This window comes from Streptomyces sp. NPDC058335 (genome assembly GCF_042723915.1).
Taxonomy (GTDB): domain Bacteria; phylum Actinomycetota; class Actinomycetes; order Streptomycetales; family Streptomycetaceae; genus Streptomyces.
The window spans coordinates 108,567-132,828 of the sequence record NZ_JBHXHX010000015.1 but is presented as its reverse complement, the minus strand read 5'-3'; the positions used below and the strand labels follow the sequence as shown (position 1 = coordinate 132,828).

The 24,262-nt window shown below is 69.7% G+C and carries 27 protein-coding genes and 1 pseudogene; 17 read left to right on the top strand and 11 right to left on the bottom strand.

The features are described from left to right. Window positions 1-2 precede the first annotated feature (2 nt). Together ACFWJX_RS27795 and ACFWJX_RS27790 are read right to left on the bottom strand one after the other, a co-directional pair. Window positions 3-848 carry a hypothetical protein gene (locus ACFWJX_RS27795; protein ID WP_383248448.1) on the bottom strand — a complete coding sequence of 282 codons (846 nt, stop codon included), beginning with the start codon at window positions 846-848 and terminating at the stop codon, window positions 3-5. A 65-nt stretch (window positions 849-913) separates the two neighbouring features. Continuing rightward, window positions 914-1,273 (bottom strand): arsenate reductase family protein, encoded by a 360-nt coding sequence (locus ACFWJX_RS27790; protein WP_150470643.1) that lies wholly within the window; start codon window positions 1,271-1,273, stop codon window positions 914-916. A 142-nt stretch (window positions 1,274-1,415) separates the two neighbouring features. Here ACFWJX_RS27790 and ACFWJX_RS27785 point away from each other — a divergent pair, with 142 nt between their 5' ends. After that, window positions 1,416-1,703, top strand: a complete 288-nt coding sequence (locus ACFWJX_RS27785) for a hypothetical protein (protein WP_383248446.1) — start codon at window positions 1,416-1,418, stop codon at window positions 1,701-1,703. Window positions 1,704-1,851: 148 nt separating this feature from the next. On the opposite strand, the gene ACFWJX_RS27780 is transcribed toward ACFWJX_RS27785, so the two are convergent. Further along, on the bottom strand, window positions 1,852-3,048 hold the full coding sequence (locus tag ACFWJX_RS27780; protein WP_383248444.1) for a winged helix DNA-binding domain-containing protein: 1,197 nt from the start codon (window positions 3,046-3,048) through the stop codon (window positions 1,852-1,854). 291 nt (window positions 3,049-3,339) lie between these two features. On the opposite strand from ACFWJX_RS27780, the pseudogene ACFWJX_RS27775 reads away from it, so the two are divergent. Then, window positions 3,340-3,490, top strand: a pseudogene (locus ACFWJX_RS27775) (DUF2252 domain-containing protein); the annotation flags it as partial. A gap of 260 nt (window positions 3,491-3,750) precedes the next feature. On the opposite strand, the gene ACFWJX_RS27770 reads toward ACFWJX_RS27775, so the two are convergent. Then, window positions 3,751-4,566, bottom strand: coding sequence for an alpha/beta hydrolase (locus ACFWJX_RS27770; protein ID WP_383248442.1), 816 nt, complete (start codon window positions 4,564-4,566; stop codon window positions 3,751-3,753). Between the two features lie 129 nt (window positions 4,567-4,695). On the opposite strand from ACFWJX_RS27770, the gene ACFWJX_RS27765 reads away from it, so the two are divergent. After that, window positions 4,696-4,968: a hypothetical protein gene (locus ACFWJX_RS27765; protein ID WP_383248440.1), complete on the top strand. Its 273-nt coding sequence runs from the start codon at window positions 4,696-4,698 to the stop codon at window positions 4,966-4,968. A gap of 16 nt (window positions 4,969-4,984) precedes the next feature. Here ACFWJX_RS27765 and ACFWJX_RS27760 read toward each other — a convergent pair whose 3' ends face one another. The 4 genes from ACFWJX_RS27760 to ACFWJX_RS27745 all read right to left on the bottom strand — a co-directional run bounded on the left by ACFWJX_RS27760 (window position 4,985) and on the right by ACFWJX_RS27745 (window position 7,300). Then, window positions 4,985-5,569: a hypothetical protein gene (locus ACFWJX_RS27760; protein WP_383248439.1), complete on the bottom strand. Its 585-nt coding sequence runs from the start codon at window positions 5,567-5,569 to the stop codon at window positions 4,985-4,987. Between the two features lie 2 nt (window positions 5,570-5,571). Further along, window positions 5,572-6,492: a zinc metalloprotease HtpX gene (htpX, locus tag ACFWJX_RS27755; RefSeq protein ID WP_383248437.1), complete on the bottom strand. Its 921-nt coding sequence runs from the start codon at window positions 6,490-6,492 to the stop codon at window positions 5,572-5,574. 120 nt (window positions 6,493-6,612) lie between these two features. Continuing rightward, window positions 6,613-7,032, bottom strand: a complete 420-nt coding sequence (locus ACFWJX_RS27750; protein WP_383248435.1) for a hypothetical protein — start codon at window positions 7,030-7,032, stop codon at window positions 6,613-6,615. Window positions 7,033-7,042: 10 nt separating this feature from the next. Continuing rightward, window positions 7,043-7,300, bottom strand: a complete 258-nt coding sequence (locus tag ACFWJX_RS27745; protein WP_383248433.1) for a hypothetical protein — start codon at window positions 7,298-7,300, stop codon at window positions 7,043-7,045. 747 nt (window positions 7,301-8,047) lie between these two features. Between ACFWJX_RS27745 and ACFWJX_RS27740 the strand changes: the two genes are divergently transcribed. Then, window positions 8,048-8,488 (top strand): peptidase inhibitor family I36 protein, encoded by a 441-nt coding sequence (locus ACFWJX_RS27740; protein ID WP_383248634.1) that lies wholly within the window; start codon window positions 8,048-8,050, stop codon window positions 8,486-8,488. A 322-nt stretch (window positions 8,489-8,810) separates the two neighbouring features. Here ACFWJX_RS27740 and ACFWJX_RS27735 read toward each other — a convergent pair whose 3' ends face one another. Continuing rightward, a complete protein-coding gene (locus ACFWJX_RS27735; RefSeq protein ID WP_383248431.1) occupies window positions 8,811-9,563 on the bottom strand; it encodes a hypothetical protein in 753 nt (250 codons plus the stop codon). 56 nt (window positions 9,564-9,619) lie between these two features. Further along, on the bottom strand, window positions 9,620-10,465 hold the full coding sequence (locus ACFWJX_RS27730) for a sigma factor-like helix-turn-helix DNA-binding protein (protein ID WP_383248429.1): 846 nt from the start codon (window positions 10,463-10,465) through the stop codon (window positions 9,620-9,622). Between the two features lie 594 nt (window positions 10,466-11,059). Between ACFWJX_RS27730 and ACFWJX_RS27725 the strand changes: the two genes are divergently transcribed. The 12 genes from ACFWJX_RS27725 (at window position 11,060) to ACFWJX_RS27670 (ending at window position 21,914) form a co-directional block, all read left to right on the top strand. Next, complete coding sequence (locus ACFWJX_RS27725; RefSeq protein WP_383248427.1) at window positions 11,060-11,323, top strand: DUF6284 family protein; 264 nt, start codon at window positions 11,060-11,062, stop codon at window positions 11,321-11,323. Continuing rightward, window positions 11,320-11,658, top strand: coding sequence for a hypothetical protein (locus ACFWJX_RS27720; RefSeq protein ID WP_383248425.1), 339 nt, complete (start codon window positions 11,320-11,322; stop codon window positions 11,656-11,658). Before ACFWJX_RS27725 ends, ACFWJX_RS27720 begins: the two co-directional genes overlap by 4 nt. Then, window positions 11,655-12,536: a DUF2637 domain-containing protein gene (locus ACFWJX_RS27715; protein ID WP_383248423.1), complete on the top strand. Its 882-nt coding sequence runs from the start codon at window positions 11,655-11,657 to the stop codon at window positions 12,534-12,536. Before ACFWJX_RS27720 ends, ACFWJX_RS27715 begins: the two co-directional genes overlap by 4 nt. Then, on the top strand, window positions 12,536-12,916 hold the full coding sequence (locus ACFWJX_RS27710) for an RRQRL motif-containing zinc-binding protein (RefSeq protein ID WP_383248421.1): 381 nt from the start codon (window positions 12,536-12,538) through the stop codon (window positions 12,914-12,916). Before ACFWJX_RS27715 ends, ACFWJX_RS27710 begins: the two co-directional genes overlap by 1 nt. 77 nt (window positions 12,917-12,993) lie before the next feature. Next, a complete protein-coding gene (locus tag ACFWJX_RS27705) occupies window positions 12,994-14,568 on the top strand; it encodes a hypothetical protein (protein WP_383248419.1) in 1,575 nt (524 codons plus the stop codon). A 1-nt stretch (window position 14,569) separates the two neighbouring features. Then, entirely contained in the window at window positions 14,570-16,690 is a 2,121-nt protein-coding gene (locus tag ACFWJX_RS27700; protein WP_383248417.1) for a hypothetical protein, read from the top strand. Between the two features lie 222 nt (window positions 16,691-16,912). Further along, window positions 16,913-17,218 (top strand): hypothetical protein, encoded by a 306-nt coding sequence (locus ACFWJX_RS27695; RefSeq protein ID WP_383248415.1) that lies wholly within the window; start codon window positions 16,913-16,915, stop codon window positions 17,216-17,218. Window positions 17,219-17,238: 20 nt separating this feature from the next. Beyond that, on the top strand, window positions 17,239-17,493 hold the full coding sequence (locus ACFWJX_RS27690) for a hypothetical protein (protein ID WP_383248413.1): 255 nt from the start codon (window positions 17,239-17,241) through the stop codon (window positions 17,491-17,493). Between the two features lie 89 nt (window positions 17,494-17,582). Further along, window positions 17,583-18,446, top strand: coding sequence for a bifunctional DNA primase/polymerase (locus ACFWJX_RS27685; RefSeq protein ID WP_383248411.1), 864 nt, complete (start codon window positions 17,583-17,585; stop codon window positions 18,444-18,446). Further along, window positions 18,439-19,914 carry an ATP-binding protein gene (locus tag ACFWJX_RS27680; RefSeq protein ID WP_383248410.1) on the top strand — a complete coding sequence of 492 codons (1,476 nt, stop codon included), beginning with the start codon at window positions 18,439-18,441 and terminating at the stop codon, window positions 19,912-19,914. The genes ACFWJX_RS27685 and ACFWJX_RS27680 overlap by 8 nt, the downstream gene beginning before the upstream one ends. A gap of 436 nt (window positions 19,915-20,350) precedes the next feature. Next, window positions 20,351-20,593, top strand: a complete 243-nt coding sequence (locus ACFWJX_RS27675; RefSeq protein WP_383248408.1) for a helix-turn-helix domain-containing protein — start codon at window positions 20,351-20,353, stop codon at window positions 20,591-20,593. 79 nt (window positions 20,594-20,672) lie between these two features. Next, complete coding sequence (locus tag ACFWJX_RS27670) at window positions 20,673-21,914, top strand: tyrosine-type recombinase/integrase (RefSeq protein ID WP_383248406.1); 1,242 nt, start codon at window positions 20,673-20,675, stop codon at window positions 21,912-21,914. 104 nt (window positions 21,915-22,018) lie between these two features. Here ACFWJX_RS27670 and glnA read toward each other — a convergent pair whose 3' ends face one another. Then, window positions 22,019-23,428 (bottom strand): type I glutamate--ammonia ligase, encoded by a 1,410-nt coding sequence (gene glnA, locus ACFWJX_RS27665; protein ID WP_086768272.1) that lies wholly within the window; start codon window positions 23,426-23,428, stop codon window positions 22,019-22,021. Between the two features lie 209 nt (window positions 23,429-23,637). Between glnA and ACFWJX_RS27660 the strand changes: the two genes are divergently transcribed. Further along, the gene (locus tag ACFWJX_RS27660) at window positions 23,638-24,105 is read left to right on the top strand and encodes an RDD family protein (protein WP_383248404.1); all 468 of its coding nucleotides are present in this window, start codon (window positions 23,638-23,640) and stop codon (window positions 24,103-24,105) included. The last annotated feature ends 157 nt before the right edge of the window (window positions 24,106-24,262 follow it).

Here is a 24,262-nt window from a genome sequence, read left to right as displayed (position 1 = left end):
CCTCAGCCGCTCTCCCCGGCCTCCCCGTCCTCGTACGCCACCACCGTCTCGCTGACGCGCTCGAGCAACCCCTCCGTCTGGGCCGTGAGTTCCGCCTCACCGGTCTCCGCGCCGTCGCCCCACTGGCCGTTGGCGAACACCACGGAACGGACCGTCATCACGCGCCGGAACACCCCGGCCGAACCAGGCGGCACCGTCGGCATGCCCGCCTCCGGCGGCGGGTCGAGGGAGACCACCTGGTAGGTCACCGGGTCCATCGAGGCCATCATGAACACGCGCGAGGCGTCCTCGACGCGGGCGAAGCTCAGCACGGTCACCGTGACCTGTGAGCGCCGGTCGGCGTCCGTGAACAGTGCCGCGGTCAACCGTGAGCACTTCTCGCCCTGTTCGATCAGCTCGGCCAGCTCCGCCGACATGCCTCTGGCGCAGTCGGTGGTGGTGGCGAGGTCGACGCGGCTGTGCCGCGAGCCGTCCTCGACGCGGACGCTCTTCGACGGGAACGCCTGCTCGGGCCGGATCGCCGGCCGGGTCAGCAGCGAGGGCAGGGAGCTGGGAGCGTCCGAGGGGAGGCTCGCGTCGACGGACGGGACGGCCGGGCCCGAGCCGGACGGGGTGGTGGTGGCCGTCGGGGGAGCGGCGGCCGGACCGCCACCGTCGTCTCCGCCGGCCGCCAGCACGACTCCGGCCGCGACGGCGGCCGCCAGGACGGCGCCGGTCCCGGCGACCGCGACGCGCCGGTTGCGCCGGCGGCGGCGTATTCGGTCCTGCTCGATCCGATGCTGCTCGGCCGCGAACTGGGCGTACGGATCGGGCGGTCCGTACGCGAATCCTTGATCACCGAAGGTCATGGCGGCGGAGGGTAACAGCGCGGCCGCCCCAACTCCCGCCGCCCGACGAATCATCCACAGCCGGACTAACGGGACAGAGCGTCCCGTACGGCCTCGTCCGTGCGGGCCACGACCGCCGTGCCGTCCTCGGCGGTGATGATCGGGCGCTGGATGAGCCGCGGATGCCCGGCGAGCGCCGCGATCCAGCGCCCCCGCGCGGCGTCGTCCCGCGGCCACTCCTTCAGTCCCAGCTCCTTGGCCTCGGCCTCCTGAGTACGTGTGATGTCCCACGGCTCCAGCCCGAGCCGGTCGAGTACGGCCCTGATCTCGTCCTCGCTCGGTACGTCCTCCAGGTAGCGGCGGACGGTGTAGTCGGCGCCCTCGGCATCGAGGAGGGTGAGGGCGCTGCGGCACTTGGAACAGGCGGGGTTGATCCAGATCTCCATGCCGGTCACGGTAGCTCGAAAGGGGCCTGAAAGCCCTTCTGGCCAGGGGCGATTGTCAGTGGGGGGCAGTAGAATAGAAGCAGTGTTCGAGGGTTCCGCCGGAGGTGCCGGCCGGGGCCCTGACCGCGACAGGAGGATGCCCGTGCCCGCTGCCGCACTCAAGACGAAGCGACCTGTCCAACTCGACCTTCCCTACGTGCCCGTGGAGAAGCGGCCGCTGCCGCCCGGACGACCCCGCGACTGGTACGTCACGCACAACCGCCGTCTCAAGGCCATGCGCCTCGCGATAGCCCTCCTCGACCTGGGCGTCTACCTGCCCAACCAGGCCCGCAACGAGAAGATCCGCAGCACCGCCCAACTCATCGGCGTGCACCCGCCGTCGGACACGACGTGTCACATGGTGCGGGCCCTGATGCGCTACAGCAGGTAGGCCCGCCGCCTGCGCCCACCCGTGCCGCCTGGTGCGGGTGGGCGCAGGCGGCATCCCGGCAGCGTCGCGCTGCGCGACCCACCTCCCCGCAGCGCCGACCCGGCCACCCTCGAGCCACGCCGACCTCAGCCCCCCCAACCACCCACCCTCACCCCGCCAAGCCCTTCTCCCCCGCACTCCGAAACCGCGGAGTCACCCTCGTCTCCCCCAGCCACCCCCGCAGCCGCTCCGCCTCCCCCGCGATCAAGGCCTCCGCATCACGCCCGACACCACCACTCTCCAGCACCCGCCACACGACCTCCCCGTCCCCCCGCTGCGCCCACGTCCCCACGACCCGCCCGTCCCACCACACCGTCGGCCCCACGTTCCCGCTTCTGTCGAACAGGGCGGGCCGTAGTTCCGGAGCGAGATACCAGTCCCGCGCCTGCCACCCCATCGCCGTGGGATCGAGGGCCGGCAGCAGCGCCGCCCACGGCTCCGGCGGCGCGGCGACGGGATCGACGTCGCCCTCGACCACGTACCCCGTGCCCTCGTCCAGCGACACCGCCCGCGCATCGATCGCCGCCAGCGCCCGCCGCACGTCCGTCACCCGCCACCCCGTCCACCACTTCAGGTCGGCCTCGGTCGCGGGTCCGCACGCGGTGAGCCAGTGGCGCAGCAGCTCCGCCTGGGCCGCGGCCGCGTCGAGTTCGGGATGTTCGGGGGCCAGGGCCCAGCGGAACTGGGACGAGGTCCAGGAGCCCAGCGGACGGCCCCGGACCACCTTGCCCTCCACCCCCAGCACCCTCAGCAGCCGAGTGGAGACCGAGTGGAGGCCCTCGTAGCTCTTCCCGGCCGAGTGCACGAACTGCTCCCGCAGCCGCGGCTCCTCGCGGGTCAGTTCCGCCGCCGTCGCCTGGCCCAGCCGCCCCAGCGCGGCGAGCGTCGACTCCTCGACCTCCTTCAGCCAGGCCGCGTCCGGCGCACCCGCCTTGGCCATGTCCTTCAGCAGAGAGGCCCGCTCCCGGGTGGCGACCGTGAGGCCGGTCGAGGCGTGCACGACCGCCGTGCATCCGGCGGGGAACACGAACACCGTGTGCCGCATGCCGTGCATCCGCACCAGCGTCCGGTCCTGGTACAGCGCCCGGTCCGTCTCCTTCACCGTCACCGACGGGTCCGCGAGCCGTGCCCCCACCGCCAGGTACACCGTCGCCGGGTCGCTCCCGTGCAGAGCGAGCAGCGCGTCGGCGACCTCTTCCGGCGTCCGGGCACGAGCCGTCGGCGCCAACCGGTGCCGCAGGGCCAGCCGGGCCCGCCGCTCCGCCCCGTCGATGTACCGCACCACCCCGTCGCCCGCGCCGCCCATACCGCTCTCCGTCCGTCGCTCCGCGTCCCTTCCGTCATCCTCCCCGACCCCACTGACAACGGGCCCGTGTCACCCGTTCGGCGGACCCGGCACGCGCACGGCCCCCCTGTCGGGCCTTCACCGCGATCAAGCGCAGACACACGCACCCGACGCGTCCTGCGCACGCGTGGGGGCGTGAACGCGAGCGGGGAGGCCCGTCGTGCCCCGGAGACGGCCCGCATGACCGACCACCCCGCGGACCGCGCCCGCGGGACCACCCCCGCGGACCGCGCCCGCGGACCACCCCCGCGGACCGCGCCTGCGGACCGCGCCCGCCGCGGCCGGGCCGCCCGCAAGCGCGGCCCTCCGCTCCGCGCACGCCGACCGGCTCCCTCCCGTCGACCGCCCCGACCCCGTCGCCGTACTGGAACGCCAGGGCCGCGACCGGCTGACCGAACTGCTGACGAGCTGCGCCGCGAGCAGGTCCGGCCGGCCTCCCGGTCCTCCTCGTCGACGCGGACCCGGCCCGGCCGCGCCGACATCAACAGGTCGCGTGGTCGCTGGGTTCACCCGTCGCGTCGACGGCGATCAGCTGCGCCGCGGGGATGCCCTCCTGCCCGGCGAGCAGGGACCCCACGTCCGCCTCCCGCGCCAGAAGGCCGGGCGCCTCACAAACGCCCGCAGCACCGGGTCGGGGCCGTCGGCGAGGGAGAGCCGCCGCTCCTACGAACTCGAACCGCCGTACAGCGGGCGGGAGCCGACGACCGTACGGCCCGCCGGTACCTGCTTGGCCGGACAGGCGCGGGACGCCGTCCAGCCGCCCTCACCGAGGCCGGTGAGCACGGCACCCACGAACGCCCGCCGGTCGCCGGGGTGATCGCGCAGCCAGGCACCCAACTGATGGTCGGCTTCCGGCAGTTCGAGGCGGGTGTACTGGGCGCGGGCGGCCAGCGCGTCCTGCACCGCCTCGGTGACCTCCGCCGGGATCACCGCGTCCGTACCCGGCACGGCGAGCACCGCCCGCCCCTCGTACGCCCGCAGTGCGTCGAGCGCCGGCGCCGCCCGCCAGCTCCCCGGCGTCCGGATGATCGCGCTGAACCGGCCGTCCCCGTCCCCGAACGGCACGTCCCACGCCTCGCCCGCGTACACCGCGGGCGCGCACAGCCCCAGGGCCGCGACCCGGTCCCCGTAGTGGGCGGTGAGGTCGGCCACCGTCTGCCCGCTCATGCTGAACCCGACGAGCACCAGCGGCCCGTCCCCCGGCACGTACGCCTCGATCACCGCCGCGGCCTGCTCGAGGCGCCGCCGCAGGCTCAACTCCCGCAGTGCGCCGCTGCTCTCGCCGTGCCCGGAGAAGTCCACGGCGAGGGCGTGGCAGCCGTGCGCCGTGAACTCGCCGAGCAGCGGCAGCAGACGCTCCTTGCTGCTCCTGCCCGCGCCGTGCAGGACGACGGCGGTGGCCGCACCGGGACCGCCGCCGCCATCGCCGTACACACCACTGAGCCGCTCACCGCCGTGCTCGTACACAAAGGCTCTCATCGGCCCATTCACTCACGGGCTCGGACAGGAAAAGGAGATGCACGTCGAGTGACCGCCTCCCTACGCTGGAGAAGCCACCCCCCCCCACACAGCACACCCGTCCGTCCAAGCCCAGGAAGGAGGCACGCCATGGGCACCGTCGTTCTCTCCGGGACCGCCGTCCTGGTGGTCCTGGGATTCGGTAACCATCTGTACTGGCTCGCCGCGGTCGCCGTCCTCTACCTGTACGCGCGCCACGGCCGCGGCTCGTCCCCGACGTCGTCGGGCCCGGTCGCGGGCTCTCTGCAGACCCCCGCCCCCACCCCCGCGTCCGCGCCGACCTCGTACAAGGCCTACCGGGCACGCCGTGACCAGCAGGCCAGGTGGGAGCGCCGCTACGCCCGCGAGCGCGGCGGCCGGTAGGAAACCCCCGGCCCCTTCACAGCCCGGGGGCGCCCCACAGCGGGAACCAGCGGCCGAGGTCCTCCTCGGTCCGCAGGTCGGCCCCGAGCGCCGCCTTCACCTGGAGTTCCAGCGCGCTGTCGCGCCGCTGCCCCGTACCGGGCAGCGGCGCGAACGGGTAGAAGGAGCCCCGCTTGTACAGGTACACCAGCGCCAGCCGCCGCCCGCCCCGGTCCTCGAACCCCGCGAGCGAGCACAGCAGCTGCGGGCCGAAGCCGTTGACCTCCATCGCGCTGTTCACCGCGTGCAGATCGTTGACCAGCAGCGGGAGTTCGCCGGGGGAACGGTGGGAGACCAGCCAGGAGTAGCCGTAGTCGTCCCGCAGCAGCCGCACCGGAGGGCCGGTGCGCTCGGTGTCCGCGTCCAGCAGTGCCTGGACCTCGCGGTGCGTCTGCTCGAACGCCGACCCCTCGACCGTCGCGAAGCACACCGCGCCCCGCCCGGTCGGGGTGAACCCTGCCGCCGCCTCCAGCGTCACCGCCGCCGACGGCAGCGCGAACAGCCGGTCCAGGTCGGGCGCGACCGGCTTCGACCGGCCGAGCAGGATGTCCAGCAGCCCCATGATCAGTCCGCCTTCCCCGGGACGACCGCCTCGCCCAGTTCGGCGGAGATCCGCCCCAACTGCTCCAGCCGCTGCTCCAGGCTCGGGTGGGTGGAGAACAGCCGCGCGACACCCGGCTCGGAGCCGAGCGCCGGGGTGAAGTAGAAGGCGTTGAACGCCTGGGCCGTCCGCAGGTCCTTCGACGGGATCCGCGCGATGTCCCCGGTGACCTTCGTCAGCGCGGAGGCCAGCGCCGAGGGCCGCCCGGTCAGCAGCGCCGCCGCCCGGTCCGCCGCCAGCTCCCGGTACCGGGACAGGGCCCGGATCAGCAGGAAGCTGAGCGCGTACACGGCCGCGGAGACACCCATGACGGCCGCGAACACGACCGCGGTGTTCTGGTCCCTGCGCCCGCCGCCGAACACCTGGCTGTAGAAGGCGAACCGCACGACCAGCCCCGCGATCACCCCGAGGAACGACGCGACCGTGATCACGGCGACGTCCTTGTGCGCCACGTGCGACAACTCGTGCGCCAGCACGCCCTCCAGCTCGGCCGGCTCCAGCCGCCGCAGCAGTCCGGTGGTCACGCACACCACCGCGTGATTGGGATCGCGCCCGGTGGCGAACGCGTTCGGCATGTCGATCTCCGACACGGCGACCGACGGCCTGGGCATGTCCGCCAGCGCACTCAGCCGGTCGACGACGGCGTGCAGCTCGGGATACTCCTCCCGCTCCACCACCCGCCCGCGCATCGCGAACAGCGCGATCCGGTCGGAGAACCAGTACTGCGCGCCGAGCACCCCTGCCGCGACGACGATCACCAGCACCCACGACTTCAGCAACACGATCAACGCGGCGACGAACGCCACGTACAGCAACCCGAGCAGGAACAGCGTGACCGTCATCCGCACGGTCAGCCCCCGGTCGCCCCGGAACCGACTTCGCATACGCACCACCACCCACAGTCAGGCACTCGCCCCACTGCCAGTGTGCCTCGCACCCCTCCCATGAACGGGTCCGTGACGTCCCCAGGAGGAGCAAAAGGTCCCGGTGCGCCGGTGGCCCCGTCAGCGCCCGACCGACAGGGCGGTGATCCGCGCCGCCCGCTCCCGCAGCCGCTCGTCCGGATCGTCCCGCACCACCACCAGCACGCGCCGCAGTACGTCACCGCCCCGCTCCAGCACCAGCCGGAACGCGGCCCGCCGCGCATGCTCGCGGATCCGGCCGTCGCGGTGGCACGGGGCGAGGGCGAGCTGCGCCTCGGTGAGCACCTCGCCGGACCGCACGGCGGCGGACAGCGCCCGCCCGCCGTCGGCCTGTTCCCAGGTGGGCAGGCCATGGGTCGGGTGGCACCACTCGTCCGACCGCACCCCGGCGTCGAGCCGGATCCAGGAATCGGGAGCGCCGACGTCGACGACCTCCCGCAGCGCCGCGCCCTCCGCGAGCCGTCCGGCCGCGGCCGCTCCCCGCGTGTGGTCGATGTGCACGCGCCCGCTCCTAGTACGGTGCCTGGAACCGCGAGTACCCCAGCAGCAGGATCACCGCGACCACACAGCCCAGGACGATCGCCGTCGACGTCCATGACGACCGGCGGGGTGTCCTCGGGCCGGGGGCGGCCCGGAAGGGCTGCGGCTCGGGCGGGTTCTCCTTCCAGCGGGCGGCCAGCATGCGGGCGCGCGCCGAGGGCTCCTTGTACTCCGCGCCGTCGGCCCACTTGATGTCGAACTCCCGCTCGGCGTCGTCCTGTTGGGACATCTCCGTCTCTCCCCGTCACCCGTGTCGAACAGCAGTGCCGGAAACCATACGACGGCGCCCCCGCCCTGAGAAACCAGGAACGGGGGCGGAGCCCAACAGGCCGACGGCCTGCGCGGGCCGATCAGACGTCGAAGAAGTGACGGGTCGGATTTCTGACCTGCGGCCACGTAATCGATCAACGCTGCGACCTGCGGCTTAGGTGTCGGCGGTTGTCATTGTTGGTTGTCGTTGAGTACCTCTGCACGGCCCAGAGAGGGCCCGAGCAGAGGCGTTGCGGTGTTCCCCTCGATGTGGACTGCGGAGACGAAGATTGTTGAGGTCTCCAGCCCTGATCTTGTAGGTGGTCCAGGGGAGAAATGGTCACCTGCAGTCATCGTGGTTTCTCTATGTCGGTTCTGTGGAGCAATGGATCCATAGGCTTCTTGAACCCAGAAAACGCTTCAGTGCATGAGTGGACGTGCCACAATTTATGTGGAAAATTCTATACATATTCCATGGCCGTCTAAACGCCTCTTCGGTCTGACGAAGCGATTCGGGCCACTTTACCTAGTTGGCTAGGGATATTTAGGTAAAGCACTCATGTGGAAACATTTGGAGCATTGTGCACTATTTGCGTCAGTGTCGAGAATCTGTCTAGCCGTGTTGACCGAAGGTGCGGGTGACTCGTAAAGTTGATCAAGGGGCTCGGCTAATGGAGTCGCTCAGATAATTCGCGAAGCCGCTCAAAATAGAATCTCGGGTGATGTGATGATTCACCCACCGAAAGCAGGGGTTATTGTGAAGTTTAAGCGTATAGGTGCCATGGCTATCGCAGCTCTCGCCTTGATCGGGGGGAGTTCGTTGACCACCGCAACGCCAGCGGTCGCTGCCGAGACATGCCCTTCGGGAAAGTTGTGTCTATATAGGAGCACCGAGTATCGGACGCTAGCGCTCACTTCGGCGAGCACTAGTGCCTGCTTTGAGTTGATCGATTATGGCCTGACCAACCCGTGGAATGGTATTAATTCTTACGTGAACAATCTTCCGGTCAAGGCAACGCTTTGGAACTGGATTGGCGAATATCCCTACATACAGTCTGCGAGTATCCGGGCCGGAGGATCCAGTAGCGACACCTATGGAACCGGTGAGGATAGCGAAATCTGGGGATTCTCGGAATACGTGTGCACCGGCAGCGCCACGCCTAACTGATCTAGCCGCTTGTATCGTTCGCACGGTGAACAGAGAGACCGCCTCTGACCCAACTGGTTGGGTCAGAGGCGGTCTCTCTTCTGCTCCCTGACGACCTACTGCTGTTCAGTGCGCCTACCGACCACGCGTGCATGTGCTTCGCTGCACCCCACCGACTCCAGCCACATTATCGGGGTGTCAACCAGATCAAGTCACGAGGTCCGGTGCCTTTACGGCGGCGCAGGAGCTGGGAGCCTGTCTGACGATGTGGCCAGCTACGCCAGTGCCTGTTGCGCGTGATGTTCCTGTAATAGAGACGGCCCGGCGGTCTCTTGCCGGTCCGTCACCACTGGCAGAACGCCACTGTGGCATCATCGCCGGATTTGTACCGCGGCCAGCGGCGGCCGGTTGGGTCCGTCGCCTCGACCTTGCGGACGGTATCGATCAACTCGCAAGGCCCGCCCGTCCTGAGCGTGTCGAAAACCTCGGACCAAGTGGCCATCTCGTACTCGGTCACGAGTCGCGATACGCCGTCGGACATCACGGCCGCAGCACGTACGTCGACTCGGGGCACCGTGCCGCTCAGGGCGTGCTCTGCTGCTTGGGGAACAGCCGCTGCCACCCAATACCCCTCAGGTGTGTTGCGTACGTGCCGCTGTGCCGATACGAGTTTCTGCAGAGCTTCCCTGTGCTCGTCGGTGTGTGTCTCGTACTGCTCGACTTCGGCCTTCAAGTCGGACAGTACTTCGTCTACCCGAAGATCAGTGATCACCGAGATACCGTCGGGTCCGTCGAACACGACGGGTGAGTCCGCGAGAACCAGGTGGTCAAGGGAACCGGAGTTCTCTCTCAGGATCGCGACCGTGGTCGACGGTGTCCCCGGGTTGTCGAGGTCGCACCCGGGGTGCAGCTCCGCAACACGCGCGATGGCGTCGGCCAACCCGTCCGCGAGTGGCTTGTCCGGGGCCGAGAGGGCAGAGACGATCTGGCTACCGAGGTGGGCGACGTACCACGGGACGCCGTGGCGGCATCCCGTGTTCAGGCCCGCGGTGCTGAGTCCGTCCAGCACGACGACGAGCGTCGGAGTGCCGGCCACCCAATCCTCGTTCGGATTGGCTCCCCCCCGACGTGTGTCAAAACAGACGCGCATGATCAGCCTTCATGTCGGTAGAGCGGGGTGACGCGCCGGCTTTCCAGCACGGCGAGCGTCTCGGGGTCGTAGCGGCATGAAATGAGTGTGGAGAACCGACGCGTACGAACCTCCCTGTACAGCTCTGCAAGATTGTTTTCGAGATAGTGGACGACTCCGTTCGCGCCGATGGCGTGGATTCCGGCGATGTACAGGAACGTCCCTCGTCCGTCCAGGCGGGGGAGTCGTCCCAGATAACCAACGTCCCCCGCTGAGCCGTCCTCATCCATCGGGGAGCGGTATGTGGTCCCTGCAGTTTGGTCCACGAGGTGCCAAGCCTCGTCCTTGGCGAACCGTAGGTTGTCATCCCCTTCAAGTACCTGCGCGATGATCGGGGAGAGTCGCGGTCCGCAGACAACCACGTGGTTGTCGCGGTTCAGGTTGACGATTCCGGTCGGAGGGATCACCTCGTACTCGGCATCGAGCTTCATCCCGCCCAGCAACTTGCGCAGGTGCTCGAAGTTGTCGAGGTCCTCCCTCGTCACGACCGCGCTCGGGTTCTGGTCCGGGGCCTTGCCAGCTTCGTACTTGCCACCGAGCGAGACGGTCACCGAGCCCGTACCGAAGAACGCTCGCTCCGGGGGCGGGCCGGCGGACGCGAGTTGCCCGACACGTCCACGGCTCACACCGAGACTCTTGGCAATCTCGGCCTGGGTCATACCGGATGCCTGCGCCTCCTCGATGGCCTCTCGACGGATGCGGGACAGCTCCAGCACCCATCCCTGATACGTCGCCATCAGGTCAATTGCGGCTTTGGCGCGGTCAACCGGGGCCGAGATCTCAGAGACCCGCTTCATGTCGTCGTGCACTGTTCTCCCATCGTCGCCTAGGGGGGCTAACGAACCCTATCGCGAGAGGGGGTTGCGTGCACGGGCAGGTTTGCCTATGGTACCTATCAAGCGAGACGGCAACCCCCCCTAAGCAGCGGGGGGAAGCGTATCTCGCCTGCCTGACCTGCAAGAACGTGTGAATGGCCCCGTCGGACCCGCTTCCATGCGGTCCGAGCGGCAGGGGAGACGTAAAAGCCCGTCGTCTTCACGGATTGATCGGTGTCATCGGCTAAGCCGCTGGTCTGACCCTCGGGCGTGGACCCAGGGGCCGGATCACGGGGACCCCGGTGATTGGGCTGCACCCGGTCCATGACACCCAGGGAGACCGCTCAGCGAGTGACGACTGAGTGGCGCGGTGACCGCGCGCCGTCCAAAGGAGGCGGAGCAAGGCGCGCACAGAGCCGCGATACGACATAGCTCCGATGGTCGAAGGCCGGGTTCGACTCCTGGCCGGGGCGCTTCCCCCCGCCGTGCTTTGCGGCAGAGGGTCCCACCCAACGGCAAGCACCCCCGGAGCGCCTACTCCGGGGGTGCGGTTCAGGCCGTTCACCCCTGTGAGAGGAACACGACCCAATGAGTCACATCGTCACTGCTCAGGACGCTGTTACCGCGTCCGCCGACGGGATCGAGCCGACGGATGCGGAGCTGGACGCGATTGAGACCGAGATGCCGGTCATCCTCGCGGACTTGGAACTGTTGGACGCACACATTGCCACCCTGGACCGCACCCCGTCGGAGCTGGACAAGCGTCGGCTGCGTCGGGCCCGGCGCCGGGCGCTGGCCGCGCGGCTGGAGCTGACGAACCTGTCGGCCATGGCCGCGGGAGTGAGCGCGTGAGTGCCGAGATCCTCACCCTGGACGGCCTTGCCGTGCCGTTGCGTGTGCTGCGCCTGCTGGCTGTGGACTTCGGGCACCTGCCGGCGCCGGACGTGCAGGTGTCGACGGTCTACCCGAACCGGCTGGAGCTGACGTTCCACAACCGCCTGGCCGACTTCGAGCTGTGGCGGGAGGCTCTGGGGATCTGCGCGGACGACGTGCTCTACCGAGAGCAGAGCAACGGTCGTACCCGCGTGCTGAACACGGTGACCGCCTACGCGGGCGCCGAACTGGAGCTGACCGGCTTCGGTGACATCGACACCCCGGCCGCTGTGTCGGCGGGGGGTGCGGCGTGAACCGCTTCGGGAAGACGCTGCTGGTGCTGGCCCTGGTCGGCGTGGTCGCGATGGCGTTCCGGGTCTCGTGGAACGCACTGCGGGACGTGGCCCGTGTAGTCGGCGCGGATGCGACCGCGGCAACGCTGTACCCGTTCGTGGTCGACGGCCTGATGGCCCTGGCCCTGGTCGCCACCCTGGTGCTGACCGAGGAGCGCGACAAGCGGTTCGCGCTGCGGGTCCTGGCCACCTACACCCTGGCCTCCCTGATCCTGAACTACGTGCACGGCCTGGTGCCCGAGCTGCACGGCCACGCCGTGGACTGGGGCCGGCTCGCCGACTGGGACCCCGCGAACTGGGCCCTGGTCCTGCTCGCCACTTCCCTGCCGGTCGGCTCGATCTACTTCGGGTCCGACCTGGTCGCCAAGGTGCTCCACCACCGCCCCACGCCCTCGGACGGATCGGCGGACGGGAGGGGGGCGGGCGTATCCGCACCCCTCCCGCATACCCCCGAACAGCCCGCCCCAGAGTTCCCGCACACTGCCCTCACTGGGGCACCGCAGGTGACTTCGGAGCCGGTACTGGCGCAGGTGAGCGAGGGTGCGGACGCCGTGCGGACGCCGCATCCGTACACCCCGCACGCCCTCCGCACACCGGAGCTGAGCGCGCAGGAGCAGGCCGACCGGCAGGCGCAGTTCGAGGAAGCAGAGCTGGAGCGGATGCGGCAGGACGCACGCCGTACGTACGCCGAATCCGTACAGGCCGCACGCCCTCTCAGCGCTCGCGCGCTTGGTGAGGCGTACGGCATGAGCGAGTCGTGGGGACGCAAGCAGATCCTTGCCGTGCGTGAGGGCGACGACTCCGACCGGCCGCACCTGGTGGCCATCGGCGGTGCCTGATGCCGACCGCCTACAGCCGCTGCTACGACCCCACCGGCGCCCGCTACGGCATACCCACCTACCCGTGGCGGATGGCCCCGGACGGCTACGCCACCCGCCGCCAGCTCCGGGCCCGCGGCCTGCGGCCCGGCGGACAAGACGTCGCCGCGCAGGTGATGGTGACCAGTCGCCGCCACGGCGCCCGCGTCGCCTACCTCTACCGCCTCGACCTGGCTAAGCCCGTGCGGCCGATGACGTCGCGCAAGTGGGGTGCTCTGGCGTTGGCGATGCTCGCCCGCCGCACCTGCCCCCGCTGCCAGCTGGACGTCGGCTACTGCATCTCCACCAGGCACGGCATCTGTGGCCTGTGCCAGATCGCCGAAGAACAGCGCACCGCCTAACCCCCTGTCAGCAGGCCCGGCCAGCGACCTCCTACAGCCCCGGCCGGGCCCTACTCCCCAGAAGGAGCACAAGCAGCATGACGGAAGTCAGCACCGAACCGGTAGCCCAACCGGCATGGCCGGACACACCCTCGCCCCCGCAGACACCCCCCAACCCGGCCCCGGCCGCCGCGGAAGTGGACCACACGCCCGGTGGCTGGCCGGTCGTCCCGCTCGCTCTGTCGGGCACGAACACCACCGTGGGCATGGTCGCCGCCGCCTCCCTGGCCGGCGGCCCGATCGCCGCGGCCGTCGCCATGACCGGCGCCGTTGCCCTCGGAATGGCCGCGGCCACCCGCAGCCGCAAGCCCGGCCCGCGGCGCGAGGCACGCCGGGCCGCTGCCCGCGCGGCCGGTCGTTCCGCCGCCGCCCGCACCGCCGGGACGGGTGGCAACCGAGCCTCCGGGCACCGCGGGGGCCGCTCCGGTACCGGTGGGTCGGGCAAGGTGCCCAGCCAGCACCGCCGCGGGTCCGCCGCCCGCACGACCGGTCCGGCGGGCAGCAAGAGCGGCCGGGCCAACATCGGCACCGGCCAGTCCGGTCGGACGCGGCAGGGCAAGGCGGGTGTTCTGCCCGGGTTCGGTGGCAAGGCTGCGAGCCGGGCCAGTCAGGTGAAGGCGCTGCGGGATGCGCAGAAGGCTGCGGGCGGCTCGCGCGCTGAGCGCCGGGCGCAGAAGACCGCGGCCCGCCGAGCAGTCGCCGACGCCCGCCGCAACACCAACACCCCCGGCAGCAAGACCCGGTCGGGCGGCAAGGGAAGTCTGGCCGGGCGTCTGCTGGGTGGCACCGGGCGCAAGGCGCGTGCCATGCGGGACGCGGCCGTCGCCAAGCAGCGCGCGAAGCGGGATGCGGCAGCCGGTCGGCAGGTGGATGCCCAGCGCGGTGCGCTGCGCAAGGCGCCCGCCCGCAAGGCGGCCCGTGCTGCGTTGCGACGGTCGGCGGCCCGCTTCCACCAGCGCCGCCTGCTCGCCGCCCTACTCGCCCTCCCCCTCGGGTTGCTCGGGTTCCTGACCAGCCCGATCGGCCGCAAGCTCCGCATTCCCTGGCTCATCCACCCCGGTCGCCGCCTCTACCAGCGGCTCACCGGCACCGCCGCGGAGCAGCGGGCGGCGCGGGATGAGGAGATCCGCGAGCAGCAGCGCGAAGCGGAGGCCGAGGCCGAGGCCGAGGCCGCCGAGGACGTCACCGAGGGCATCGCTGAGCACATCGAGCGGCCCGAACCCACCACCCCCAGCACTCCCGACTTCGAGAAGGGATCTTCTGTGTCCAGCTCTGGGTTCAAGTTCGAGGACCACGCCACCGAGATGCAGGCCGCCGCGATGCTCTACGAGCCGGACGGCTGCATGGAGATCCTCGCCATGGTCGAGGGCCTCCCCGAGGCGCTGAACATGATCGCGCACGTGATGCAGATCCTCGCGGAGCGCTCCGACAGCGAGTTCCCGCTGGAGAAGGAAGTCGCCGGCGGCTTCAACGACATCTACGACCTGCTCCGTAAGGCCGCGGACGGAGCCGAGGAACTCCCGGCCATCTTCCGCCGCGTCCACGAGCAGGACATCGCCCGCCACGAGGACCCCCGCAACGGCAGCGAGGCAGAGAAGGGCTGGAACGTCTGACATGAGCACCACCGCCACGAAGAACACCAGTAGTGGCCCGGTGCTGGACTGGAGTGCCGGTCACGGACCCGTGACCGGCGCCCTGTCCGCCACCACCGGAGCCTTCGCCCTCGCCACCACCGGCGCCGCCACGTCCATGCCGCCCGGCTGGGCCCTCGCCGCCGGCGCCGCCGGAGCCATCGGCCACACCGTCGCCGGACTCCGCATCCGCAACGCCGGCCGCACCCTCGCCACCCACGCCGCGTCCTGGCTCGTCGGAGCCGGCTGGACCACCTGGGCCATGACCCACGGCCCCCTCACCTGGGCCGCCCTCGGCTCCCTGACCACCATCGGCATCGGCATCGGCGCCGCCGCCCGATCGTCCGCGCTGTTTGAGGAGGCGCGGGAGGAAGAGGCCATCGCCGCGGAGCAGCGGCAGATCGCCGCTGAACTGTCCGCGGAGCGCAGGGCGATCGCCGCGGAGTGGGTGGAGCGCATCCAGCGGATCTGCGGGATCAGCGTGCGGGTGGTCGGGGTGGAGAAGTGGCCGTCGGGGGCCGGGTATTCGCTCGATCTCGAACCGCAGGGCGGCATCACGCACGACCGGATCGCTCAGCATTCCGTGGCGCTGTCGGCGGATGCCAAGCTGCCGCACGGCTGCACCGCCACCGCCGGGCCCGGCATCCACCAGGGCCGCACCATCCTGGACGTGACCACGGTCAACGTTCTCAAGGAGGACTGCCCCTACCCCGACGACTACGGGCCGCTGTCCGTGCTCACCGGCATCCCGTGGGGGGTGCGGACGAACGCCGAAGTCGTCCCCGTCCACCTGCGTGAACAGTGCGCGCTGGTCGTCGGTCCGACCGGATCAGGCAAGACGAACATGGTGCACACGATCCTCGCCGGGTTCGCCCGCGCCGAAGACGTGCTCACGTGGGTGATCGACCTCAACGCCGGATCGGCCGGTCTGCCGTGGGTGCTGCCCGCGCTGAACGGCGCGGTCAAGCGGGAGGACGGTAAGCCGGTCCGGCCCGGTATCGACTGGCTCGCCGGCACGCACGAGGAAGCGCTGACCATGCTGGATGCGGCGCTGGACATCGGCCTGCACCGCAAGAAGGCCTACCAGGACCTGCTGTCGCGGGCGAACACTGATCTGCTGCCCATCAGCGCCAGGATCCCCCAGATTCTGCTGGTCATCGACGAGGGTGCGGAGATCCTGGTCAGCACCGATCGGCAGATGAAGGAACTGGCGAAGAAGATCCTGGAAGTCATCCGCATGCTGCGCGCGATGGGCGTGCGCACCGTCCTTACCGCCCTGGGGGCTACCGGGTCGGTGCTGGGCAACCTGATGATCCGTCGTGAGGGAAAGGTGCGGGTCGCCCTGACCGGCGGTGAGACCGAGGGCATGGACCTGGGCAAGATGTTCCCCGGCCGCCGAGGCCTGCGCGTCGAGCAGGCCCCCTACAAGGGTGCCGGGTTCATGGGCACCCCCGAGTCCCCGGCCGCCCTGTTCAAGGCGTGGCGGATCCTCCCGAACCAGATCCGCGACATCATCGCCGCCACCTCCGACCGCCACCCCCGGCTCGACGAGGTGTCCGCCAAGGCTGCCGGGCCCGCCTACGCCGGGCGCTGGGACGCGGAGCGCATCGCCTGGATGCGCGAACACACCCCCATCGAACCGAGCACGGAGACGCCTGCTGGGCACCCGGGCGGTGGCGCGCTGAACCTGTCCGCCCTGCGCACCGAGCAGTCGGCGCCGGTCGCGCCGGACGACGAGATGCTGCGCCGCTTCCGGGCAGAGATCGACGCCCAGTTCGCCACCGCCCCCGAACCCCACACCTCCAACTCCGACACCCCTCCGACCCGGCCCAGCGGGCTGAACCTGTCCGCGCTGCGCCGCGACAGCAGTGACATCGAAGGGGCGACCGTCGGACGGGAGGGCGGGCCGGACTGGCTTGCCGACGCGATCACGGCGATCGCGGAAGCGGGCCCGACGGGCATGAAGCCGTCCGCCGTGGCCGACCGCGTCAACCGCAGCCGCCAAGCCGTGCGCGAAGCACTCAAAACCGCCGCCGAACGCGGCGATCTGGTCTACCGGGACAACGGACCGCACTCGGTCTACGTCCACCCCGACCACGCCTGAACGCTCACACACGGCTACCGGCTACTGGCTACCGCCAACTTGCCACTAGCCACTAGAACACCCCTCTACTGCCCACCACGCGCCTCTAGCAGGCTCTTTCGGCTTGCCAGTAGCCACTAGCCACTGACCACTACGACCACACACCGTCACCAGCGGGCGCCTGCCTCGAACCCTTCGAGCGGGCGCCCCGACACGTCTACGGCTCGCCGGAAGGAGCACCACATGCACCACCGCGAACCGCACGGAAACCTCGCCCCCCACATCCCCGCCGACGCCTACCACCGCGCGCAGGCCACCGGGCAACCGGTCGTGATCGTCGTCAACGACACCCCGGTCGGAATCCCGTGGCGGCGCCTGCTCATCCCGTTCGCCATCGCCGGCGCGGCCGTCGCCGGCACCTGGGGACTGGTCGCCGCCCTGTGCTTCCTGCTCGACACCGCAGCCCACACCGCCACCGTCATCGCCGGCGCCGCCGGACCCATCGGAGTCGGCGGCATCACCCTCAAGCTCGCCCGCACCCGGAACTGACCCGAAGGAGAGCGACAACCGTGCGACTGCGCATCCGCCTCACCGACTGGCCCCGCCGGGCCCTGATCCTCACCGAAACCCCCGCCCCCGACTGCCCGGCCTGCGAGGGCGACGGCGGCACCGCGTACCACTACGGCGACTCCAACGGCGAGTACGCCAGCACTGAGTGGGAGCCCTGCCACTGCTGGAACGAGAACCACCGCACGGTCCTGCTGCCCCTTCCCCGCCGCCGTTGGTGGCGCAACGACGGCTACAGCAGCGAACCGCCCTTCTAGCTACGCCAAGGGCGGCCCCCCATCTCGCCAAAGAAACCGGGGCCGCCCTTGTCCACCTGCCCACAACAGACCAGTGGAGGTCTCCCAGCATGACGCAACCGACCGACATTCGCGGAGAGCACCTGCGTACCGCGCTCTCCCTGGCGGCCTCCGGCGTGCCGGTGCTGCCGTTACGAGCCGGGAAGGTGCCGTTCGGAAACTGCCCGGCATGCGCCAAGAACGCCTGTGGTGGCCGGCCGAACATGAAGACCCCCGGCCCCTGCACGTGCCCGGCGCCCTGCCACGGCTGGGCCGCCGCCACCACCAACCCCGGCGTCATCGACTCGCTGTCCTGGGTGCGCGCGTGGCGCGAGGCGGCGGCGGTGGCCTACCACCCCGGCGGCGCCGGACTCACCGTCGTTGACCTCGACAGCTCGGAAGCCATCGCGTGGGCCCGTGCGAGTCTGCCCGCCACCCGGATCGTGCCCACCACTCGTGGTGAGCACTGGCTCTACCAGGGCGCCATGCAGTCCGCCAATGCGGTCCTGCCCGGCGTCGACGTCAAGTCATCCATGCAGTACGCCCGCTGGCTCGGCCCCGGCACCGGCCGTATGACCGAGCTGCCCGACGTCGTCCGCGCGCTGCCGGTGAAGAAGCCGATCACAGTCCGACCGGCGACCGTCCCAGTGCCCGCGATGGCTGCGGGCGGGGAGTGCCCGCACCGCACGCCGACCTACCTGGAGCGTGGCATTGCCATGGCGGAGCAGCGCATCACCGCGGCCCGCGAGGCGGTGCACGCCACCGTCTACCGCACGTTCCTCGCGGTGCTGTCCACGCACGGGCGGTGCGGCTGCCTGACCGAGGCGCACACCGCGCGGCTGTTCACCGCGGCGCAGGCCAAGGGCGAATCACCGCGGCACTGCGCCGACGCGTGGACGAACGCCCTGAACACGTTGGGACTGAACCATGTCTGAGGACGACAAGACTCCCGGCCGCCAGGTCATCGCGGACTACGCGCAAGCGCACTTCCGGTACTTCCGCACCGCCGAAGGAACCGTGTACGCGCAGAAGAACGGGCACCCCGTCGCCCGCCCGATCCGCTCCCAGGGCACGACCGGCAGCCACCGCCAGGAACTCATGGTCGGACTGTTCAAAGACGGGCACGGCGTGTTCAACGGGTCCGCCCTCAAAGAGGCGTTGGACCTGATCGAAGCACTGGCCCTGTCCGAGGACGTCCAGCCCGTCCACATCCGCGTCGCTCCCGGATTCGACGGGGCGACGTGGCTGGACCTGGGCCGCGATGACGGGCAGTCCGTCCGCATCCACCCCACCGGCTGGGACATCCTCACCCCCGACCCGCGCGAAGTCTGCTGGCGGCGCACCCAACTCACCGGCGAACTGCCCCTGCCGGCCAAGGACACGGACGGCAAGGGCATCGACCTGCTGATGCGGCTGTGCAACTTCGCCAACGCCGAGACGGAGTGCCTGGCCATCGTGTGGCTGATCGGCTGCCTCGGTCCGTCGGTGCCCGTGCCCGCACCGTTCCTCACCGGACCGCAAGGAGCGGGCAAGTCCACCGGAGGCCGGATGCTCGTGCGGATCATCGAGGGGATGAGCGGTGACCTGCGACGCGCCCCGAAGGACGAAGAGAACCTGATCGCAGCGGTGGCGGCCGGATGGGTCACCGCGCTGGACAACCTCTCCCACGTGACGCCGGATCTGTCGGACGCGATGTGCTGCATCGTGACGGGGGTCGAGAGCGTCAAGCGCGCGCTGTTCACCGACGGGGACGTGTTCCGCGTCGGCTACCGCCGGCCCCTGCTTCTCACCGGTATCGACGTCGGTGTCATCCGGCCCGACCTCGCAGACCGGCTCCTACCACTGCGGTTGGAGCGGCCCCGCGTGAGGCGTACCGAGGCGGAACTGTGGGCGGACTACGCCGAGGTACTGCCCGTCGTTCTCGGCTCGCTCCTGGACCTGACGGTCAAGGTCCGCGCCGCCGAGGCAGAGACTCCGACCGACCTGCGGATGGCAGACTTCGCCCACCTGTGCGCACAGTTCGACGCGGCGACCGGCCTGGGAGCTCTCCCCGCCTACCGGGCCAGCCTGGACGACCTGAACGACGACGTGATCGAGGGCGACCTCCTCGCGCAAACCGTCCTCAAGCACGCCGAGACCATCGAGCCCGGCGGGGCGCAGCGGATGACGTCCACCGAGTGGCTGTCCTGCCTCAGCCGCCTCTACAGCGGCGACGACTGCCGCCCCCTGCCCAAGGGATGGCCGACGACCGGCAAAGTCCTCTCCGACCGGCTCAAGCGCCTCCAACCAACGCTGGCCGCCCGGCGCGTCCTTGTCGACTCGGGCCGCACCAGCGCGGGCCGCTACCTCGAAATGACCCGCACACTCCCCCCGGCACCACACGAGCAATCACGGGCGTTCTGACCGCGATCCGCACGCTCAAGCGAACAGCAAGAGGAGCACGTGCTCCTCTTGCTGTTCGGCGGAACGCCGCCCCAAGGTCGCGCCGCGCAGCGGCTCCTTCTTCACGCTGTGAGGCGCACCGAACTACAACAGGCAGCCCCTTCTTTGTCCTAAGAAGGAAGACGCTGCGTCATGCGCGTCACGCGAGCCGGAAAACGGCACCTGACCTGCGCAAGCAGCATGACGCAGACAGCTGGCTCTGCGTCATCCTGCGTCATCTGCGTCATCCGATGACGCACCCCATGACGCCAACATGACGCACGCCCTAACCACTGCGTCGAGCAAAACCCCAGGTCAGAGCCCTAAATGACGCTCATGACGCCATGACGCAGAGATCCGCACCTCGGACAGGCTCGCCCCCGAAACAGGATCCTCGCCCGCGCACGGAGGAAATGCCATGAGCACCGCACGTGAACAGCCGGACCCGCGCGCCACGCTCCGCGGCGGGTTGCCGGACCGCTACCTCACGGCCGACGACATCGCCGTCATCTTCAAAGTGCCCAAAGAGACGGTCTACCAGTGGCGCCGGAAGCGCATGGGACCGCCCGGATTCCGCATCGGCAAGTACATCCGCTACGACCCCGCCGACGTGCTCGCTCACGTCGCCGAGCGCAAGAGCACCGACCGCAACGCTGCCTGACCTAACAGCCACCGCAGACAGCAGGGAGAGCCGCTACCCGGCGGCTCTCCCTGCTGCGTGTTGAGAGGACCGCCGCCTCATGGCAGGCCACATCCAAGACCGCTGGTTCAAGACCGAGACGAACCCCGACGGCAAGACCGTCCGGGTCAAGAGCGACCGCCACGGCAGCGGCCTGCGCTACCGGGCCCGCTATATCGGCCCCGACGGAACCGAGAAGTCCAAGAGCTTCGCCGACGGCAAGAAGCGACTTGCCGAGAAGTGGCTGAGCGCCATCGAGACGGACATGACGCGCGGGCAGTACGTCGACCCGTCGGCAGGCAAGGTGACGTTCCAAGCCTTCGCCACGGCATGGCTGGCATCTCAGACCACGGACCCTTCAACCATCGTGAACATGGAGCTGCGGTTTCGGCTGCACGCCTTTCCGTACATCGGTTCGCGCTCCATGACCGCATTCCAGCCCACCCACATCCGCACGTGGGCGCGGGCACTCATGGACTCCGGGATGGCAGCGTCATATCAGCGGACCGTGTTCGCGAACGTCTCTGCTGTGTTCGGCGCGGCCGTGGACGACGGCATCATCTCCCGCAATCCCTGCCGTGCGGGTTCCGTGCGAGCGCCCAAGCTTGATCCTCGGAAGATCAAGCCATGGACGCGTGATCGAGTGGTGGCCGTACGCGCAGGACTCCCGGAGCAGTACGCAACAACGGTGGATCTCGGCGCGGGGTGCGGTTTGCGGCAAGGCGAGATCTTCGGGCTGGCCGTCGATGAAGTCGACTTCGACGGGGGAGTGCTGCACATCGCACGGCAGGTCAAGCTGATCGGCCCGCAGATGGTGTTCGCCCCGCCCAAGGGCGGCAAGCTGCGAGACGTGCCGCTGCCCGACGTGGTGTCGGATGCGCTTGCCACGCACATCACCCGCCGGCCCCCTATCGACGTCACTCTGCCGTGGAAGACCCCCGACGGCCCGCCGGTCACAGCGAAATTGCTGTTCTACTCGCGGGAGCGTAAGGCACTGAACAGGAACTACTTCAACATGTACCTGTGGAAGCCCGCCCTGATTGCCGGTGGTGTCATTCCTGAGCGGGTGCCGGGGGAGCGGTTCAAACCTTCGCGTGAGCACGGCATGCACGCCTTGCGGCACTACTACGCGTCGGTCCTGCTGGACTCGGGAGAGAACATCAAGGCCCTGGCCGAGTACCTCGGTCACTCCGATCCAGGGTTCACGCTGCGGACGTACACACACTTGATGCCGAACAGCAGGGACCGTGCGCGCCGGGCCATCGACTCAGTGTTCGGCAAGGGGGTGCCGCCCGGACCCTGAGCGCAAACGGCCGCCGGCCGTGCCCTTCCCGGAGTGGGAAGAATACGGCCGACGGCCCACACACGGCCCAGGGGAGCGGTTACCCGCTCTGACCTGGGGCGATATCACACGTCGAAGTACAGCTCGAACTCGTGCGGGTGCGGTCGCAGCTGGAGCGGCGCGATCTCGTTGGTGCGCTTGTAGTCGATCCAGGTCTCGATCAGGTCGGACGTGAAGACGTCACCGGCGAGCAGGAACTCGTGGTCGGACTCGAGACGGTCCAGGACGGCCGGCAGCGAGGTCGGGACCTGCGCGACGCCCGCGTGCTCCTCGGGAGCCAGCTCGTAGAGGTCCTTGTCGATCGGCTCGGCCGGCTCGATCTTGTTCTTGATGCCGTCCAGGCCCGCCATGAGGAGGGCGGAGAACGCCAGGTACGGGTTGCCGGAGGAGTCGGGCGCGCGGAACTCGACGCGCTTGGCCTTCGGGTTCGAGCCGGTGATCGGGATACGCATCGCGGCGGAGCGGTTGCGCTGCGAGTAGACCAGGTTGACCGGGGCCTCGAAGCCGGGGACCAGGCGGTGGTACGAGTTCACCGTCGGGTTGGTGAAGGCCAGCAGCGACGGGGCGTGCTTGAGGATGCCGCCGATGTAGTAGCGGGCCATGTCCGACAGACCCGCGTAACCGGCCTCGTCGTAGAACAGCGGGGAACCGCCGGTCCACAGCGACTGGTGGACGTGCATGCCCGAGCCGTTGTCACCGAAGATCGGCTTCGGCATGAAGGTCGCGGTCTTGCCGTTGCGCCAGGCGACGTTCTTCACGATGTACTTGAACAGCTGAAGGTCGTCGGCCGCGGCGAGCAGCGTGTTGAACTTGTAGTTGATCTCGGCCTGGCCGGCGGTGCCCACCTCGTGGTGCTGGCGCTCGACCTGGAGGCCGGACGCGGCCAGCTCCAGGGAGATCTCCGCACGCAGGTCGGCGAAGTGGTCGACCGGCGGGGTCGGGAAGTAGCCGCCCTTGTAGCGGACCTTGTAACCGCGGTTGTCCTCCAGCGCACCGGTGTTCCAGGCGCCGGCCTCGGAGTCGATGTGGTAGAAGGACTCGTTCTCCGACGTCTTGAAGCGCACGGAGTCGAAGACGTAGAACTCGGCCTCGGGACCGAAGTAGGCCGTGTCGGCGATACCGGTCGACGCCAGGTACGCCTCGGCCTTCTTCGCCACGTTCCGCGGGTCACGGGAGTACTGCTCGCCCGTGATCGGGTCGTGGATGAAGAAGTTGATGTTCAGCGTCTTGTCGCGGCGGAAGGGGTCCACCCGCGCCGTCGACAGGTCGGCGCGCAGCGCCATGTCGGACTCGTGGATGGCCTGGAAGCCACGGATCGACGAGCCGTCGAACGCCAGCTCCTCGTCCGGGTCGAACGCCTCGACGGGCAGCGTGAAGTGCTGCATGACGCCCGGCAGGTCGCAGAAGCGGACGTCGACGAACTTGACGTCCTTGTCCGCGATGAACTTCTTGGCCTCGTCGGCGTTCTGGAACATCCAGCTCCTCCTACTCCCGACCGTCGAGCCGGGGTGGTAGTTCGTTCGTGCGGCCAGTGCGGTGGCACACGCTGTCGTCGACCCTAGGGACGGGTGGTTTCTCGGGCGTGACCCGTTTGTTTCGCAGAAGTTAACCAGCCAGGGTTCCACCGTAACTCCGACGCACCCCGCCGTCCCTCGCGCAAAAGGGTGCGCAGTACCGTGGACGGGTGGACAACAGGCAAGCAATCGGATCGTGGCTGTCCGGGCCCCGCGCGGCCATGGAGGACGCCGGTGCCGACTTCGGATACCGGGGCGAGCAGCTGGGCCTGCCGGAGGAGGGGCCGGGTTCGATCGCCCGCCCCGGCCGCCGGCTGGGCGCGCTGGCCGTGGACTGGGGACTGTGCGTCCTGATCGCATACAGCTTGATCACGCACGGCTACGGGCCGGCGACCAGCAACTGGGCCCTGCTGATCTTCCTCGTGATGAGTCTCCTCACGGTCGGCACGCTCGGCTTCTCCCCCGGCAAGCGCCTCTTCGGCCTGCGGGTGGTGGCCCTCGACACCGGCACGGTGAACCCTTTGCGCGCGGCGGCCCGCACGGTCCTGCTCTGCCTCGCCGTCCCCGCCCTGATCTGGGACCGGGACGGCCGCGGCCTCCACGACCGCGTGGCCCGCACGGTCGAGGTCCGCACCTGAACCCGAGCACCGCACGACGCCACGACGAGGCGCGGGACGCCACGACGAGGCGCGGGACGCCACGACGAGGCGCGCGACCGTACGACGAAGGGGGCGCCCGGACCAAGCGGCGGTAGCCGCATAGGGATAAGGTCCGGGCGCCCCCTTCGTGTGTGAC

Coding starts and splice junctions, on each gene's coding strand:
- ACFWJX_RS27795 (WP_383248448.1), bottom strand. CDS start 848: ATGACCTTCGGTGATCAAGGATTCGCGTACGGACCGCCCGATCCGTAC.
- ACFWJX_RS27790 (WP_150470643.1), bottom strand. CDS start 1,273: ATGGAGATCTGGATCAACCCCGCCTGTTCCAAGTGCCGCAGCGCCCTC.
- ACFWJX_RS27780 (WP_383248444.1), bottom strand. CDS start 3,048: ATGGGCGGCGCGGGCGACGGGGTGGTGCGGTACATCGACGGGGCGGAG.
- ACFWJX_RS27770 (WP_383248442.1), bottom strand. CDS start 4,566: ATGAGAGCCTTTGTGTACGAGCACGGCGGTGAGCGGCTCAGTGGTGTG.
- ACFWJX_RS27765 (WP_383248440.1), top strand. CDS start 4,696: ATGGGCACCGTCGTTCTCTCCGGGACCGCCGTCCTGGTGGTCCTGGGA.
- ACFWJX_RS27760 (WP_383248439.1), bottom strand. CDS start 5,569: ATGGGGCTGCTGGACATCCTGCTCGGCCGGTCGAAGCCGGTCGCGCCC.
- htpX (WP_383248437.1), bottom strand. CDS start 6,492: ATGCGAAGTCGGTTCCGGGGCGACCGGGGGCTGACCGTGCGGATGACG.
- ACFWJX_RS27745 (WP_383248433.1), bottom strand. CDS start 7,300: ATGTCCCAACAGGACGACGCCGAGCGGGAGTTCGACATCAAGTGGGCC.
- ACFWJX_RS27740 (WP_383248634.1), top strand. CDS start 8,048: ATGATTCACCCACCGAAAGCAGGGGTTATTGTGAAGTTTAAGCGTATA.
- ACFWJX_RS27725 (WP_383248427.1), top strand. CDS start 11,060: ATGAGTCACATCGTCACTGCTCAGGACGCTGTTACCGCGTCCGCCGAC.
- ACFWJX_RS27710 (WP_383248421.1), top strand. CDS start 12,536: ATGCCGACCGCCTACAGCCGCTGCTACGACCCCACCGGCGCCCGCTAC.
- ACFWJX_RS27705 (WP_383248419.1), top strand. CDS start 12,994: ATGACGGAAGTCAGCACCGAACCGGTAGCCCAACCGGCATGGCCGGAC.
- ACFWJX_RS27700 (WP_383248417.1), top strand. CDS start 14,570: ATGAGCACCACCGCCACGAAGAACACCAGTAGTGGCCCGGTGCTGGAC.
- ACFWJX_RS27695 (WP_383248415.1), top strand. CDS start 16,913: ATGCACCACCGCGAACCGCACGGAAACCTCGCCCCCCACATCCCCGCC.
- ACFWJX_RS27685 (WP_383248411.1), top strand. CDS start 17,583: ATGACGCAACCGACCGACATTCGCGGAGAGCACCTGCGTACCGCGCTC.
- ACFWJX_RS27680 (WP_383248410.1), top strand. CDS start 18,439: ATGTCTGAGGACGACAAGACTCCCGGCCGCCAGGTCATCGCGGACTAC.
- ACFWJX_RS27675 (WP_383248408.1), top strand. CDS start 20,351: ATGAGCACCGCACGTGAACAGCCGGACCCGCGCGCCACGCTCCGCGGC.
- ACFWJX_RS27670 (WP_383248406.1), top strand. CDS start 20,673: ATGGCAGGCCACATCCAAGACCGCTGGTTCAAGACCGAGACGAACCCC.
- glnA (WP_086768272.1), bottom strand. CDS start 23,428: ATGTTCCAGAACGCCGACGAGGCCAAGAAGTTCATCGCGGACAAGGAC.